The following is a 15025-nucleotide window of genomic DNA, read 5'->3' on the forward strand; positions in this document are numbered from 1 at the left end:
GATGGCCAAGTACCTGCTGCTCAAGCACTACCGCGGCGCCCCGGCCGCGGTGAACGACGTCCCGATGGAGAAGTGGACGCCGGAGGAGATCTCGGCCCACGTCCGGTACATGACCGACTTCGCGGCCAAGCTCGAGGCGACCGGGGAGTTCGTCGACGGCCAGGCGCTCGCGCCCGAGGGGACCTGGGTCCGGTACGACGGCGAGGGCCGCCCGCCGGTGACCGACGGGCCGTTCGCCGAGACCAAGGACCTCATCGCCGGCTGGATGGTCGTCGACGTCGACAGCCACGAGCGCGCCGTCGAGCTGGCCGGCGAGCTGTCGGCGGCGCCCGGCGCGGGTGGCGAGCCGATCCACGAGTGGCTCGAGGTGCGTCCCTTCCTCACCGCGCCGCCCACCATCACGGAGTGACGACCCCGTTGGACGAGGTCCTGCTCCGGACGCTCACGCCGGAGGTCCTCGGCGTCCTCGTCCGCCGCGGAGCCGACTTCGCGGCGGCCGAGGACGCCGTGCAGGACGCGCTGGTCGAGGCGGTCCGCGTCTGGCCGGCCGACCCGCCGCGCGACCCCAAGGGCTGGCTGGTCACCGTGGCCTGGCGCCGGTTCCTCGACGCCACCCGTGCCGACACCGCCCGTCGCCGGCGCGAGGACCTCGTCGACGAGCAGCCGGCGCCCGGCCCGGTGCCGGGGACCGACGACACGCTCCGGCTGTACTTCCTGTGCGCCCACCCGTCCCTGACGCCGTCCTCCGCCGTGGCGCTCACGCTGCGCGCCGTCGGCGGGCTGACCACCCGGCAGATCGCCCAGGCCTACCTGGTGCCCGAGGCGACGATGGCGCAGCGCATCAGCCGGGCCAAGCGCACCGTCTCCGGCGTCCGGTTCGACCGGCCCGGCGACGTCGCCACCGTGCTGCGCGTGCTCTACCTGGTCTTCAACGAGGGCTACTCCGGCGACGTCGACCTCACCGCCGAGGCCATCCGGCTGACCCGGCAGCTCGCCGCCGCGATCGACCACCCCGAGGTGGCGGGCCTGCTCGCGCTCATGCTGCTCCACTCCGCCCGGCGGGCCGCGCGGACCGCGCCCGACGGCAGCCTGGTGCCGCTCGCCGAGCAGGACCGCGGCCGGTGGGACACCGGGATGATCGCCGAGGGCGTGGAGATCCTGCAGGCGGCCCTGGCGCGCGACCGGCTCGGCGAGTTCCAGGCCCAGGCGGCCATCGCGGCACTGCACGCCGACGCCCGCACCGCCGAGGAGACCGACTGGGTGCAGATCGTCGAGTGGTACGACGAGCTCGTCCGGCTCACCGGCAGCCCGGTCGTCCGGCTCAACCGCGCGGTCGCCGTCGGCGAGGCCGACGGGCCCCGCGCCGGGCTGGCGGCGCTCGCCGAGCTCGACGGGTCGCTGCCCCGCCGCACCGCGGCGGCGGCGTACCTCCACGAGCGCGCCGGTGACCTGACGACGGCCGCGCGGCTGTACGCCGAGGCGGCCGCCACGGCGGCCAACACGGCCGAGCGCGACCACCTGACGCGGCAGGCCGCCCGGCTCAACGCCCGCCTGCGCCCCTGACGGGCCCGCGCGAACGCGGGGACGGCGCGCCGCTGCGGCTCAGAGCACCTTGCCCGGGTTGAGGATGCCCAGCGGGTCGAACAGCTCCTTGATCCGCCGCTGCAGCGCGTAGGACGTCTCGCCCAGCTCCTCCCGCAGCCACGCCTTCTTCAGCACCCCGACCCCGTGCTCGCCGGTGATCGTGCCGCCCAGGTCGAGGGCCAGCCGCATGATCGCCGAGAACGCCTCCTGGGCGCGGGCGGCGGCGGCCTCGTCGCCGCGCTCGAAGACGACGGTCGGGTGCATGTTGCCGTCGCCGATGTGGCCCGGGCACACGATCTGCACGCCGGAGCCGGCGGCGATCTTCTCCATGCCGGCCAGCAGGTCGACCAGCCGGGCCCGCGGGACGGCGACGTCGTCCACCAGCGTGACGCCGAGCTCCTCCACGGCGGGGTTCACCAGGCGGCGGGCCTGCAGCAGCATGGCCGACTCGGCGGCGTCGTCGGCGACCGCCACGTCGGCCGCGCCCGTCTCCGCGCAGATCGCGCCCATGGCGGCGACGTCGGCAGGGGCCAGGGACCCGCGGTCGGACTGGGTGATGAGCATGGCCTCGGCGTCCTCGGGCAGGCCCATGTCCCGGTAGGCCTGCACGGCCCGGATGCAGGCCCGGTCGAGGAACTCCATGAGCGACGGGCGCATCCCCGAGGCCATGATCCGCGCGACCGCGACCATCGCGTCGGCGGTGCGGTCGAACAGCGCGGCCATGGTCAGGGCCGGCTCCGGCGCGGGGCGCAGCGCGAGCGTGGCCTCGGTGATGATCCCGAGCGTGCCCTCGGAGCCGACCATCAGCCGGGTCAGGTCGTAGCCGGCGACGCCCTTGGCGGTGCGGCGGCCGGTGCGCACCACCTCGCCGTCGGCGAGCACCACCTCGAGCCCGCGCACGAAGTCGGCGGTGACGCCGTACTTCACGCAGCACAGCCCACCGGCGTTGGTGGCCAGGTTGCCGCCGATCGTGGACATCTCCCAGGACGACGGGTCCGGCGGGTAGAACAGCCCGACCTCGGCCACCGCCCGGGACAGGTCGGCGTTGACCACGCCCGGCTGCACGACGGCGACCTGGTCGATCTCGTCGACGGCCACGATCCGGTCCATGCGCACCATGGAGACCAGCAGGGCGCCGTCGACCGCGTTGGCCCCGCCCGAGAGGCCGGTCCGGGCGCCCTGCGGGACCACCGGCACCCGGTGCCGCGTCGCCCAGCGCAGCACCTCCTGCACCTGCTCGGTGCTGGTCGGCCGGGCCACGCCCAGCGGTCTGCCCGCCGGGCAGAAGCTGGCGCTGTCGAACCGGTAGCCCTCGGTGGTGACCTCGTCGGTGACCAGCACACCTTCGGGCAGCCGGTCGATCAGCTCCTGGACCGTTGCGTCCACGATTCCTCCTCCAGCCGCGTCCTCGCCGGCGTCGCCGCCGACCCCGTGGTGCTCGACGGGGTCCGCCGGCGGCGGCCACCCGCGCGGACGGCGTCGTCAGCTGCCGATCCGCGCCACCGCGGAGACACCGAACCGGTCGGCGACCAGCCGTTTGATGCCGGCCGGGAAGCCGGCCAGCGAGGCCCGGTGCGGCGCGGCCAGCTCCACCTGGGCCTTGCCGTCGCCCTCGAAGGCGGCGATGCAGCGCTCGGGCTCCGCGTTGGCCAGCACGAGGATGGCACCGGTCGCGCCGACGGCGCCGCCCATGGTGAGCACGGTGGTGGAGCCGACGTAGATGTCGCGGTCGAAGACCTCCAGCTCGTCGAGCAGCCGGCCGGCGTCGCCGGAGGAGTCCTTCAACCCGGTCACGGGCAGGTCGGGGAGCACCTCGACCGGGATGCCCGGCGCGGAGGCGAACGGGAAGTGGTACGCCAGGAGCGGCCGATCGGCCGCGGCCCGCGCGACCCGGTCGAAGTACGGCCGGGGGTCGGCGACCGCCTGCGGGGAGAGCACCAGCGCGGCGTCCGCGCCGGCGTCGAACGCGCGGGTGGTCAGCTCGGCGGCCTGCGCACCGGTGGGCGCCCCGGTGCCGGCCAGCACCGGGACGCCGGCCGGCACGGCCTCGCGGACGGCGCGGACGAGGGAGCTGCGCTCCTCGGCCGACAGCGACATCGCCTCACCGGTGGTGCCGGCGACGAGGACCGCGCGCATGCCGAGGTCGACGAGCCGGGTGGCGAGGTCGGCGGTGGCGCGGACGTCGAGCACGGCGTCGTCGTCGAACAGCGATACCAGCGCGACGCCGACGCCGCGGAACAGAGCGGACACGGGCCCTCCTCGGGAGTGGTCAGAGGCCGGCGAGCGCGGGGCTGGCCGGGGTGGTCAGGTCGGGGGCGAGCTCGGCGAGCAGGCGCAGCACGAGTTCGGCGCGGCGGACGCGCTCGCGGGCGAGCAGCTGCGCGGTGGCCCCCAGGTGCCCGCCGACGGGGTAGATGTTCGGTGCGTTGCGCAGCCCGAGCTTCAGCCACACCGGCGCGGCCACCCGGACGATCTCCGGGACGTCGTAGAAGCGGACGAAGCCGCCCTGGTCGTCGGGCACCTCGACGTACACGTCGATCGGCGCGGACGTCGCGGCGCGGATCTCGGCCAGGTGCTGGATCGACAGGTCGGTGGAGACGTTGAGGCTGGTCGCGCCCAGCCGCTCGTACAGGGCCGCGGTGGGCCCGTTGGGCAGCGGCATCAGCACCGAGGTCTTGAGCACCAGGTCGGCGGGCAGCTCGCCGTCGCGCTTGAGCCGGCCGAGCAGCTCGAGCACGCCCGCGTCGCCGACCAGCAGGCTGCGCACCCCGAGCCGGCAGGCGCGCAGCGCGTCGGCCAGCGACGCGGCCACCGCCTCGTTGCCGCGCGCGGACGCGCCGACCGCGGCCGACACCTTCGCCTGCCCGCCGGTGTCCCACGCCCCGCGCGGGCCGAGGAACAGGCACACCTCGATGTCGTGCTCGGCGCCGAGCGCCACCATCTGCTCGATCTCGCGGTCGGTCAGCATCATCACCCCGCTGCCCTGCGACACCCGGTGCACCGGCACGCCGCGGGCGGTGGCCTCGTCGACCACCGCCTCCATGGCGGCCGGCCCCTCGCAGCTGGGGATCTCCACCTTGTACCGCGAGCCGTCGGGGAAGCGTGCGGCCGAGCCGCCAGCGGTCCCGGGGCCCAGCGGGTGCCCGAGTCGGGCGCAGAGGGCGGTCAGCTCGTCACGGGTCATGCGGGTGCTCCTGGGGCGTCGGGTGCGGTGAGGAGCACCTCGGCGGTGCCCACGGTGGTGCGGGTGCCGTCGGCCGAGGCGGTCCACACCTCGAGCGCGACGCGGTCGCCGTCGCGGCCGGTCTCGCGGGCGCCGCAGGTGACCGGTTCGTCGCGGTAGTCCATCCCCCGGTAGGAGATGTCGAGGACCGCGAGCCGGCCCCGGCCGGCGTAGGCCTCGCGCACGAGGTCGCCCAGCCAGGCGGCCTTCAGCAGCCCGTGGACGGCGAGCTCCCGGTGGCCGCGCTCGTGGGCGAAGGGCAGGTCGTAGTGCATCTCGTAGAAGTCGCCGCTCGCCCCGGCGTACTGCACCAGAGTCCGCAGCGACGCCGTCCGGACCTTCGTCGTCTCCACCGGGCTCACCGCCGGACCCGGGTGCCGACGTGCCGGACGGCGAGCGTGCCGTCGGGGAGGCGGAACTCGGTCACGAAGGTGAGCAGCGCCAGCGTGCCGGTGCGGCCGCTCTTCTCGGTGACGCCGGTGAAGGTCAGCTGCGAGGTGAGCTCGTCGCCGAGCCGCAGCTCCCGGCGCACCTCGAAGCGGTCGCCGCCGTTGATCCAGCCCAGCCCGTAGGCCTCGGCCTCCGGCAGCGTCGGTGGCTCGGTCAGGAAGCAGGCGCACAGGGTCGCCGGCACCTCGTCGCCCTCCGGGTCCAGGCCCATGGCCCGCCGGTAGTCGCGCAGGTGCCGTCGTTCGACGGTGTCGACCCGCCGCGGCGCCGTCCAGCCCACGGCTCGTTCCAGCGCGGCCAGGGCCGCGCCGGCTTCGCGTACCTCGGTCACTGCAGGGGTCCCTCCGTGTCCTGGGCCGTCTCCTCGGCCCTGATGCGGTCGAACCAGGCCCGCGACTCGGGGGAGTGGCCGCCCAGCTCCTGGTCGATCGTCAGCAGGTAGGTGCGCTGCCCGTGGTGGGTGACGGCGTGCGCCGTGCCCGCCTGGTCGCCGGCCTCGACCAGTTCCAGCAGCGGGCGGTGCCGGGCGGCGTCGCCGCGCGCGGTCTCGATGCCGGACCGGGCGCGACGGTTCATGGCCATGCACATCTGCAGCTGCAGCGACAGCGAGCGGTAGACGTCCTCCAGCCGGCGGTGGCCGGCCAGCCCGACGATCGCCAGGTGGAACGCGAAATTGCACTGCAGCGCCCGCGGCGCACCGGGTTCCTCGGCCGCCTCCATCAGGTCGCGGAACGCCGTCCGCAGCCGCTCCAGCCGCTCCGGTGAGCGGACCGGGACGCCCAACCGGATCGCCATGCGCTCGATCTCCTCGCGCAGCGTGACGATCTCGTAGACGTCGTGCGCGGTCAGCGGCCGCACGACCGCGCCCTTGCGCGGGGTCTGGACGATCAGCCCCTCCTGCTCGAGCACCCGCATCGCCTCGCGCAGCGGCGGGCGGCTGACCCCGAGCTCCTCGGTCAGGCGGTTCTCGATCAGCCGGTCACCCGGGCGCAGGTCCCCGTTGATGACCATCGAGCGCAAGGCGTCGGCGGCCAGGCTGGCCATGCTCGGCGGCGCGGTGATGCGGTGGTGGGCGGCGAACTCCGGCGACGAACTCACTGCTGGCCTCCTCTGGGCGGTCGTGCGCCCTCGCAGTGTGCGTCGCGCGGCGGGATCACGGCTGTCGGTCACGAGTCGGGATGTGGCCCTTGCCACACGCTACTGACTTTTGTAGACAATAGTCCACCGCCTGTGAGGCGCACCACTCACCGGCCCCCCGATCCCTCGACGAGAGGCCCGCTCCATGCCAGATCCCACCGCCGCTCCGCTCGCCGGGGTCACGGTGCTCGAGGTGGGCGCCTTCATGGCCGCCCCGTTCGCCACGATGCAGCTCGCCGACCTCGGCGCCCGCGTGCTGAAGATCGAGAACCCGGCCGGCGGCGACCCGGTCCGGGCCACCGGCCCCTTCCTCGACGGGGAGAGCTCGCCGTTCGTGCGCCTCAACCGCAACAAGGAGTCGGTCGCCCTCGACCTCAAGGACGAGCAGGGCAAGGCGGCGTTCCTGCGGCTGGTCGAGCGCGCCGACGTGCTGGTCGAGAACCTGCGGCCGGGCGCGATGACGGGCCTCGGCTTCGGCTACGACCGGCTGCGCGAGGTGAACCCGCGGCTGGTCTACGCCTCGGCGTCCGGCTGGGGGCAGGACGGCCCGCTGGCGATGCTGCCGGGGCTGGACATCATGGCCCAGGCGCGCGGCGGGCTCATGAGCATCACCGGGACCCCCGACGGCGACCCCGTCAAGATCGGCGTCCCCATCTGCGACCTGGTCTGCGCCCTGTACGTGGCCCTCGGCGTGACCGCGGCGCTCAAGGAGCGGGACCGCTCGGGGGAGGGCCAGTACCTCGACGTCTCGCTGCTGGAGTCGGGCGTCTCCTTCGCCATCTGGGAGGCCGGCAAGTACTTCGCCACCGGCGAGGTCGGCCGCCCGCTCGGCTCGGCCCACCAGAGCACCGCGCCCTACCAGGCGGTGCGCAGCGCCGACGGGCACATCACGATCGGCGCGGTCACCCCGAAGACCTGGAAGGGCATGTGCTCGGCGCTGGGCCTGGAGGACCTGGCCGACGACGAGCGCTACGCGGACTCCTTCTCCCGGCACGCGCACCGCGACACGTTGATCCCGGCGATCGAGGCGGTGACCTCCACCCGGAGCACCGACGAGCTGATCGCGGCGCTCGACGCGGCGGGGGTGCCGTGCGCGCCCATCGCCGACTACGGCCAGGTCTTCACCGACGACCACCTGAACCGGCGCGGCTACTTCTGGGACGCCCCGCACCCGTCCCTCGGCCCTGTCCGCCAGCTGGGCTCGCCGATGCGGCTGTCCCGGACGCCGGTGCGCCGGGAGGTCGCCGGGCCCGCCCTCGGCGACGGCACCCGCGCCGCGCTCGCGTGGGCGGGCCTCGACCCGGCGGCGATCGACGCACTCGTGGACGCCGGCGCCGCGGCCGACCCCCGCCACCCCCGGCCGCCGCACCTGCCCGAGTCCGCCGCCCAGCCCGTCGACGACCGACCCCTCTGAGGAGTCCCCCCATGACCACCACCGCACTCGGGCCCGGCGTCCGCGGCGTCCTCTCCCGCACCGTCGAGGAGCAGCACTGCACCCGCCGCGGCGCGCACGACATCTTCTCCACGCCCAACCTGGTGCTGCTCCTGGAGGAGGCCGCGATCGAGGGGCTCGCCCCGTACCTGCGCCCGGACCAGGCCAGCGTCGGCAGCAGGGTGGAGATCGCGCACACCGCCCCGACCCTCAAGGGGCAGACGGTGACGGCCACCGCGACGGTCACCGAGGTCGACCGCCGTCGCGTCGTCTTCGACATCCGGGTCGAGGACGACACCGAGGTCGTCGGCACCGGAACCCACGAGCGGTTCGTGATCGACCTCCCCGCCTTCGAGGACCGGTTGGCCGCCAAGGCCGAGCAGGCCGGCGCAGGCACCCGCTGAGTTCGCCCCGGCTCCACCCATCCACCAGAGGAGTACCCGTGAAGCGCACCCCGGCCGTCCTGGCGACGGCATCGGCCCTCGCCCTCGCCCTCACCGCGTGCAGCGACAGCGGCGGCGGGTCCGGCGGCGACGGCGGCTTCCAGCCGCGCGGCGACGTCACCATGCTGGTGCCCTTCGGCGCCGGCGGCGGCAGCGACCTGGCCGGCCGGGCCACCGCGGCGATGATCGAGGCGGCCGAGGAGGACCTCACCGTCACCGTGGAGAACCGCGAGGGCGGCTCCGGCGCCGTCGGCTACTCCTACTTCCTCGGGGAGTCCGGCAACGAGAACCTGCTGCTGGCCACCGAGACCGCGCTGCTGGCCCTGCCGATCTCGGGCGAGGTGGAGTTCGACTACACCGACTTCACGCCCATCATGAAGCTCGGCGACGACTTCACCCTGATGATCACCCGGGCCGATTCGCCCTACAACACCTGCGCGGACGTCGTGGCGGCCGCCCAGAGCGGCCGCGTGGTCGCCGGGATCAGCGGCGTCACCGGCCTGGACAACATCGTCTTCTCGCTCACCGAGCAGGAGACCGGTGTGGAGTTCGACCGGGTGCCCTTCGAGTCCGGCGGTGAGCTGACCGCCGCGCTGCTCGGCGGCCAGATCGACATCGCCTCGCTCAACCCGGGCGAGGTCATCGGCCAGCTCGAGTCCGGCGACGTGAAGGCGCTGTGCGCCTACTCCGAGGAGCGCTACGAGTACGAGGAGCTCGCCGACATCGAGACGGCCGCCGAGCAGGGCATCGACGTCTCCTTCGCCCAGTTCCGCGGCGTGCTGGCGCCGGGCGGGATCAGCGAGGAGGCCCGCCAGTACTGGATCGAGACGCTGGAGGCCGCGGTCGGCACGCCGGAGTACGAGAGCTACATCCAGGAGAACTACCTGCAGCCGAACACGGCGGCCGGCGACGAGTTCGTCGAGTACCTCGAGGGCAACAACGAGCTGCTGCAGCAGGTGATCGGGGGATGAGCGCGCCCTCCGGCCGGCGGAGCGTGTCGGTCCAGCACGCCGTCGCCTACGGCCTGCTCACCGGGCTCGGGATCTTCGCTGTCGTCGTCGCGCTCGGCTACGGCCTGCTCAAGGAGGGCAACCAGGTCGGCCCCGGCCTGGTGCCCACCGTGGTCGGCGCCGGTATCGCGCTGATCGCCGGCCGGGAGCTCCTGAGCACGCTCCGCGGCCGGAGGGACGACCACACCCGCGGGCTGGCGGAGGTGGCCGCCTCGGTCACCTCCGCCGCCCCGGCGGCTCCCTCGCCGGCGGGGGAGCAGGCCGTCGCCGACGCCGCCGGCGGCGGTGGCAGCGCCACGCCGGGCGACGGCGCCGACGGCGACGTCGACATCTACGGCCGGACGGCGAGCACCCGGATGCGGCAGCTGGTCATGGTGTTCGGCGGGCTGGTCCTCGCCGTGCTGCTGGTGCCGCTGCTGGGCTTCCTCGGCTCCTTCTTCCTGCTGTCGGTGTTCATCTCCGCCGTCGTGGAGCGCCGGCGCTGGCTGCCGTCGGCGGTCATCTCGCTGGTGGCGGTCGTCGTCGTGTGGGCGGTCTTCGTGCTGTTCCTCGACGTGCCCCTGCCCGACGGGCTGATCGGGATCGGTGGCTGACGTGCTCGACAACCTCGTCCTCGGTTTCTCGACCGCGCTGTCGGTCGAGAACCTCCTGTGGTGCTTCGTCGGCGTCCTCGTCGGCACGGTCATCGGGGTGCTGCCCGGCCTGGGCTCGACCACCGGCGTCGCGGTGCTCATGCCGCTCACGCTGGGCCTGGAGCCGGTCACCGGCCTGATCATGCTGGCCGGCATCTACTACGGGTCGCAGTACGGCGGGACGATCACCTCGGTGCTGATCTCGACGCCCGGCGAGGCGGCCACCGTCGTCACGACGCTCGACGGCTACCAGATGGCCCGTCAGGGGCGCGCGGGGGCCGCGCTGGCGATCTCGGCGATCGGCTCCTTCGTCGCCGCGATCATCTCGCTGGCGCTGCTGGTCACCCTCGCCCCGCCGTTCGCCCAGTTCGCGCTGCGCTTCGGGCCGCCGGAGATGCTGGCGGTGATGATCCTGGGCCTGGCCACGATCATCAGCTTCGCCGGCGACAACCGGAAGCTGGGCCTGCTCATGGCCCTGGTCGGGTTGCTCATCGCCTCGGTCGGCGTCGACGTCGGCAGCGGTACCTCGCGGTTCACCTTCGACTCGATCTACCTGCTCTCCGGCGTCCCCTTCGTCGAGGTGATGATCGGGCTGTTCGCCGTCGGCGAGGTGCTCAACCAGATCCGGCAGGGCGCCGCCGCGCCGATCCGGGCCGGGTTCCGCGAGCTGATGATCAAGCCGGACGACCTGCGCCGCTCCGGGCTGCCGATCGTGCGCGGCAGCTTGCTGGGCTTCCTCTTCGGCATCCTGCCGGGCGCCGGGTCGACCCTGGCCTCGTTCATGGCCTACGGCATCGAGAAGCGGGTCAGCAAGCGGGGCGGGGAGTTCGGCACCGGGGCCATCGAGGGCGTCGCCGCGCCGGAGAGCGCCAACAACGCCGCGGCGAACGCCAACTTCGTGCCCACGCTGACCCTGGGCATCCCGGGCGGCGCGACCACCGCCGTGCTGCTCGGCGCCTTCATGATCTACGGCATCGACCCCGGCCCGCTGCTGTTCGAGGAGCAGCCGGTACTGGTGTGGGGCCTGCTCGCCTCGTTCTTCATCGGCAACGTGATCCTGCTGGTGCTGAACCTGCCGCTGGCCCCCGTCTTCGCCCAGATGCTGCGGGTGCCCTACGGCTACATGTACCCGATGATCCTGCTGACCAGCCTGGTCGGGGCCTACTCGATCGGGAACAGCATGTACAGCGTCTGGGTGGTCGTGATCTTCGGGATCATCGGCTACTTCATGAAGCGGCTCGACCTGCCGATGGCGCCGCTGGTGCTGGGCCTGGTCCTCGGCCCGCTGTTCGAGAAGGCGCTGGTGCAGACCTCGGCGATCGGCGACGGCAACCTGCTCGTCGTGTTCGGCCGGCCGCTGGCGCTGGTCATCCTGCTGCTGGCGGCGCTGCAGGTGGTCGCCCCGACCCTGTTCGCCCGCTTCCTGCGCCGGCGGCAGGACGGCGGTCGCGGTCCGGGTCGCGGCGGCGCGGTCCCGGCCGGGTCCGGCCCGCAGCCGCCGGCCGGCTCCGCCGCCGACGACACCACCCCCGGTCCGCGCGACGCCGCGGACGCCCCGACCCGTGAGGAGTCCCGTGGACGACCCTGAACTGCTCGTCGACGTCGAAGGCGGCGTCCTGACCGTCACCTTCAACCGCCCTCGCCAGCGCAACGCGATGACGTGGGCCATGTACGAGGGCCTCTACGCCGCCTGCGAGCGCGCTGACGCCGACGACGAGGTCCGGGTGATGGTGCTGCGCGGGGCCGGCGACAAGGCGTTCGTGGCCGGCACCGACATCGGCCAGTTCGCCGAGTTCTCCAGCGGCCTCGACGGTGTGGCTTACGAGGAGAAGATCGCGCGGATCGTCAACCGGCTGGAGGACGTCGACGTGCCGACGGTGGCCGCCGTCCGCGGCTACTGCGTGGGGGGCGGGCTGGGCCTGGCCGCGGTCTGCGACCTGCGCGTGGCCACCCGGTCGGCGCGCTTCGGCATCCCGATCGCCCGGACCCTGGGCAACTGCCTGTCGATGAACAACTACTCGCTCCTGCTGGCCCACCTCGGCCCGGCGGTCACCCTGGACGTGCTGCTGCGCGCCCGGCTGCTCACCGGCGAGGAGGCGGCGGCCGCCGGGTTCGTCGCCGAGCTCTGCGACGACGACGACCTCGACGGCGTGGTGGCCGGGGTGGCGAAGACCCTGCTCGGGCACGCGCCGCTGAGCATGTGGGCGGCCAAGGAGGCCGTCCGCCGGATCCGGCGGTCGACCCTGCCCGGCGGCGACGACATCGTCGCCCGCGTGTTCGGCAGCGCGGACTTCCACGCGGCCGTGGCGGCCTTCGGCGAGAAGCGCGACGTCGAGTGGCGGGGCCGATGACGGCGTCGGCGGCCGCCCCGCTCGGCCGCGGCGACCGGAGGAGGGGGCCGAGGTGAGCCATCTCGTCCGCTACGCCGCCGACGGCAGCGCGCGGGTCGGCGTCCTCGACGGCGGGACCGTGCGACCCGTGCCGGACCCGGGCTCGATGGCGGCGCTGCTGGCGTTGCCGCTGGCCGACGCCCGCGCCCGCGTCGAGGCCGCCGCGGGGGAGACGGCGCGGCCGGTGGCGGAGGTCCGGCTCCTGCCGCCGGTCGACGGCCTGACCGAGGTGTGGGCGTCTGGGGTGACCTACGAGCGGTCGATGGACGCCCGGGTCGAGGAGAGCGTCACCCAGGACGTCTACAGCCGCGTCTACGCCGCCGACCGGCCGGAGCTGTTCTTCAAGTCGGTGGCCTGGCGGGTGGTCACCGACGGGGAGCCGATCGCGGTGCGGCCCGACAGCGCGGTGACCGTGCCCGAGCCGGAGCTCGCCGCCGTGGTCACGACGACGGGGGAGGTCCTCGGCTACACCGTGTGCGACGACGTCTCCTCGCGCGACATCGAGGGCGAGAACCCGCTCTACCTGCCCCAGGCGAAGATCTACGCGGGCAGCTGCGCGCTGGCCACCGGCATCCGCCCGGCCTGGGAGGTGGCCGACCCGGCGGCGCTGGGCATCGAGCTGCGGATCTCGCGTGACGGGGCGCCGGCCTTCCAGGGCGCCACCTCGACCGGGCGGATGCGGCGCAGCGTCCCGGAGCTGGTCGACCACCTGTTCCGGGCGCTGGCCTTCCCCGCGGGCGCGGTGCTCAGCACCGGCACGGGGATCGTGCCTGACCTAGACTTCACGCTGCGCGTCGGCGACGTCGTCGAGGTGACCGTCGAGGAGGTCGGCACTCTGTCCAACCCGGTGGCCGACCTCGACACCGCCGGTGAGCTGCGGCGGGCGGCCCACGCGGCAGAGGAGGCGGTGGTTCGATGACCGTCGGCACCCTGCTCGACACCGATGCCGCCGCCCTCGACGCCGTCCTGAGCGGGCTGGCCGGGAGTGCGACGGCACTGGCCGACACGCCGCCCGCGGCCAGGTCCGCGGCGCTGCGGGCGGTGGCCGACGCGCTCGACGCGGCCGCCGACCGGCTGGTCCCGGTGGCGGCGGACGAGACCGGCCTCCCCGAGGGCCGGCTCACCGGCGAGGTCGCGCGGACCTCGGGGCAGCTGCGGATGTTCGCCGACGGGCTGCTCGAGGGCTCGTACCTCGACGTCATCATCGACCGGGCCGATCCCGCGGCGACGCCGGTGCCGCGGCCCGACCTGCGCCGCGTGCAGGTCCCGCTCGGCCCGGTGCTGGTCTTCGCGGCGAGCAACTTCCCGTTCGCCTTCAGCGTGGCCGGCGGCGACACCGCCTCCGCCCTCGCGGCGGGCTGCCCCGTCGTCGTCAAGGCCCACCCGGGGCACCCCGAGACCTCGGCGCGCACCGCCGAGGTCGTCCGCCGGGCGTGGGAGGACGCCGGGATGCCGGTCGGCTCCTTCGCCCTGGTCGCCGGCGAGGCGGCGGGGGTGGCCGCCCTGCGCGACCCGCGGATCGCCGCCGCCGGCTTCACCGGCTCGCTGCACGGGGGGACGGCGCTGTACCGGATCGCCGCGGAGCGCGCGGCGCCGATCCCGTTCTACGCCGAGATGGGCAGCCTCAACCCCGCCTTCGTCACGCCCGGCGCGGCGCGGGCGCGCGGAGCGGAGATCGCCGCGGGGTTCGTCGGCTCGTTCTCGCTGGGCGTCGGCCAGTTCTGCACCAAGCCGGGGCTGCTGTTCCTGCCGGCTGCGCACGGCCTGGCCGCGGAGCTGGAGCGCCGGGTGGCCGAGGTGGCGCCGGCGCGGATGCTGCACGAGCGGATCCGCACCGGCCACGACGCCACGCGCGCCGAGCTGCTCGGGCTGCCCGGCATGCGGGTGCTCGCCGCCGCGCCCGCGGACACCGGGGGCGCGCTGGCCGGGGCCACCCTGCTGGCCACCGACCTGGGATCGGTGCTGCGCGAGCGGGAGCGCGTGCTGGTCGAGTGCTTCGGGCCCACGTCGGTCGTCGTGGAGTACGACGGCGCCGACGAGCTGCTCGCCGCGGCCCGGGCGTTCGAGGGCAACCTCACCGCGACGGTGCACGCAGAGCCCGGCGAGGCGGAGCTGGTCCGGCCGCTGCTGCGGATCCTGCGCGACCGCGCGGGCCGGATCGTCTGGAACGGCTGGCCGACCGGCGTCGCGGTGTCGTGGGCGATGCACCACGGCGGTCCGTGGCCGGCGACCAGCGCGCCGCTGCACACGTCGGTCGGCATGACGGCCATCCGCCGGTTCCTGCGGCCGGTCACCTACCAGGACGTCCCGCAGGAGTTCCTCGACGAGGTGCTGCGGGACGGCGACGCGGGCGGGGTCCCGCGCCGGGTGGACGGGCGCCTCGTCCTGGGCTGACGGGCCGCCCGCCGGGGGAGGCCGCGGATCGGGCGGTGGGGTCCCGGCGGGCCGGGGTGGTGCCGGTCCGGCCGGCGAACTCGGTGAGCACCCGCCGCCGGGCTCCGGCCGAGTGGGCCGACTCGTAGGAGCGGGTGGCGTCCACGGCGGCGGCCACGACGTCGAGGACCGAGGCGGCGCGGGCGCGCAGGGTGCGAGCCGGGCGCTGCGGGGGACCAGCGGCGCGCTCGGGGGCCGGCTCGTCGGCGACCGGGCGGGCGAGCACGGAGCGGGTCACGGGAGGAGCCTCCCGGCGGGAGCGGAGCGGGCGTCACCGGAGGAGGTGGCCGA

General features: G+C 74.6%; 16 protein-coding genes. 10 read left to right on the forward strand and 6 right to left on the reverse strand.

Going from position 1 to position 15025, the window contains the following annotated elements:
* The first annotated feature begins 1 nt into the window (after position 1).
* The gene (locus ACI78S_RS19325; protein WP_456976320.1) at positions 2–409 is read left to right on the forward strand and encodes a YciI family protein; all 408 of its coding nucleotides are present in this window, start codon (positions 2–4) and stop codon (positions 407–409) included.
* Positions 406–1563, forward strand: coding sequence for an RNA polymerase sigma factor (locus tag ACI78S_RS19330; RefSeq protein ID WP_456976322.1), 1158 nt, complete (start codon positions 406–408; stop codon positions 1561–1563). Before ACI78S_RS19325 ends, ACI78S_RS19330 begins: the two co-directional genes overlap by 4 nt.
* Positions 1564–1602: 39 nt before the next feature.
* Here ACI78S_RS19330 and ACI78S_RS19335 read toward each other — a convergent pair whose 3' ends face one another.
* The 6 genes from ACI78S_RS19335 to ACI78S_RS19360 all read right to left on the reverse strand — a co-directional run bounded on the left by ACI78S_RS19335 (position 1603) and on the right by ACI78S_RS19360 (position 6355).
* Positions 1603–2970 (reverse strand): FAD-binding oxidoreductase, encoded by a 1368-nt coding sequence (locus ACI78S_RS19335; protein ID WP_456976324.1) that lies wholly within the window; start codon positions 2968–2970, stop codon positions 1603–1605.
* A gap of 96 nt (positions 2971–3066) precedes the next feature.
* Entirely contained in the window at positions 3067–3834 is a 768-nt protein-coding gene (locus ACI78S_RS19340) for a dihydrodipicolinate synthase family protein (protein ID WP_456976326.1), read from the reverse strand.
* A 19-nt stretch (positions 3835–3853) separates the two neighbouring features.
* Positions 3854–4768, reverse strand: a complete 915-nt coding sequence (locus ACI78S_RS19345; RefSeq protein ID WP_456976328.1) for a U32 family peptidase — start codon at positions 4766–4768, stop codon at positions 3854–3856.
* Positions 4765–5160, reverse strand: a complete 396-nt coding sequence (locus ACI78S_RS19350; protein ID WP_456976330.1) for a MaoC/PaaZ C-terminal domain-containing protein — start codon at positions 5158–5160, stop codon at positions 4765–4767. The genes ACI78S_RS19345 and ACI78S_RS19350 overlap by 4 nt, the downstream gene beginning before the upstream one ends.
* A 5-nt stretch (positions 5161–5165) precedes the next feature.
* On the reverse strand, positions 5166–5588 hold the full coding sequence (locus ACI78S_RS19355) for an FAS1-like dehydratase domain-containing protein (protein ID WP_456976332.1): 423 nt from the start codon (positions 5586–5588) through the stop codon (positions 5166–5168).
* Entirely contained in the window at positions 5585–6355 is a 771-nt protein-coding gene (locus tag ACI78S_RS19360; RefSeq protein ID WP_456976334.1) for a GntR family transcriptional regulator, read from the reverse strand. The genes ACI78S_RS19355 and ACI78S_RS19360 overlap by 4 nt, the downstream gene beginning before the upstream one ends.
* Positions 6356–6539: 184 nt before the next feature.
* On the opposite strand from ACI78S_RS19360, the gene ACI78S_RS19365 reads away from it, so the two are divergent.
* The 8 genes from ACI78S_RS19365 to ACI78S_RS19400 are packed head-to-tail and all read left to right on the forward strand — an operon-like array spanning position 6540 to position 14695.
* Positions 6540–7808, forward strand: coding sequence for a CaiB/BaiF CoA transferase family protein (locus tag ACI78S_RS19365; protein ID WP_456976336.1), 1269 nt, complete (start codon positions 6540–6542; stop codon positions 7806–7808).
* A gap of 11 nt (positions 7809–7819) precedes the next feature.
* Positions 7820–8230, forward strand: coding sequence for a thioesterase family protein (locus tag ACI78S_RS19370; RefSeq protein WP_456976338.1), 411 nt, complete (start codon positions 7820–7822; stop codon positions 8228–8230).
* 38 nt (positions 8231–8268) lie between these two features.
* Entirely contained in the window at positions 8269–9240 is a 972-nt protein-coding gene (locus tag ACI78S_RS19375) for a tripartite tricarboxylate transporter substrate binding protein (RefSeq protein WP_456976340.1), read from the forward strand.
* The gene (locus ACI78S_RS19380; protein ID WP_456976341.1) at positions 9237–9872 is read left to right on the forward strand and encodes a tripartite tricarboxylate transporter TctB family protein; all 636 of its coding nucleotides are present in this window, start codon (positions 9237–9239) and stop codon (positions 9870–9872) included. The genes ACI78S_RS19375 and ACI78S_RS19380 overlap by 4 nt, the downstream gene beginning before the upstream one ends.
* On the forward strand, positions 9865–11499 hold the full coding sequence (locus tag ACI78S_RS19385; protein ID WP_456976343.1) for a tripartite tricarboxylate transporter permease: 1635 nt from the start codon (positions 9865–9867) through the stop codon (positions 11497–11499). Before ACI78S_RS19380 ends, ACI78S_RS19385 begins: the two co-directional genes overlap by 8 nt.
* Entirely contained in the window at positions 11486–12262 is a 777-nt protein-coding gene (locus ACI78S_RS19390) for an enoyl-CoA hydratase/isomerase family protein (RefSeq protein WP_456976345.1), read from the forward strand. The genes ACI78S_RS19385 and ACI78S_RS19390 overlap by 14 nt, the downstream gene beginning before the upstream one ends.
* Positions 12263–12314: 52 nt before the next feature.
* The gene (locus tag ACI78S_RS19395; protein WP_456976347.1) at positions 12315–13220 is read left to right on the forward strand and encodes a fumarylacetoacetate hydrolase family protein; all 906 of its coding nucleotides are present in this window, start codon (positions 12315–12317) and stop codon (positions 13218–13220) included.
* Entirely contained in the window at positions 13217–14695 is a 1479-nt protein-coding gene (locus ACI78S_RS19400; RefSeq protein WP_456976349.1) for an aldehyde dehydrogenase (NADP(+)), read from the forward strand. Before ACI78S_RS19395 ends, ACI78S_RS19400 begins: the two co-directional genes overlap by 4 nt.
* Positions 14696–15025 lie beyond the last annotated feature (330 nt).

Source organism: Geodermatophilus sp. SYSU D00815 (genome assembly GCF_054050035.1).

What these genes read in the sequence shown, in the direction of transcription:
- ACI78S_RS19325 (WP_456976320.1), top strand. Translation starts at nt 2, where the DNA reads ATGGCCAAGTACCTGCTGCTCAAGCACTACCGCGGCGCCCCGGCCGCG.
- ACI78S_RS19345 (WP_456976328.1), bottom strand. Translation starts at nt 4,768, where the DNA reads ATGACCCGTGACGAGCTGACCGCCCTCTGCGCCCGACTCGGGCACCCG.
- ACI78S_RS19365 (WP_456976336.1), top strand. Translation starts at nt 6,540, where the DNA reads ATGCCAGATCCCACCGCCGCTCCGCTCGCCGGGGTCACGGTGCTCGAG.
- ACI78S_RS19370 (WP_456976338.1), top strand. Translation starts at nt 7,820, where the DNA reads ATGACCACCACCGCACTCGGGCCCGGCGTCCGCGGCGTCCTCTCCCGC.
- ACI78S_RS19380 (WP_456976341.1), top strand. Translation starts at nt 9,237, where the DNA reads ATGAGCGCGCCCTCCGGCCGGCGGAGCGTGTCGGTCCAGCACGCCGTC.
- ACI78S_RS19400 (WP_456976349.1), top strand. Translation starts at nt 13,217, where the DNA reads ATGACCGTCGGCACCCTGCTCGACACCGATGCCGCCGCCCTCGACGCC.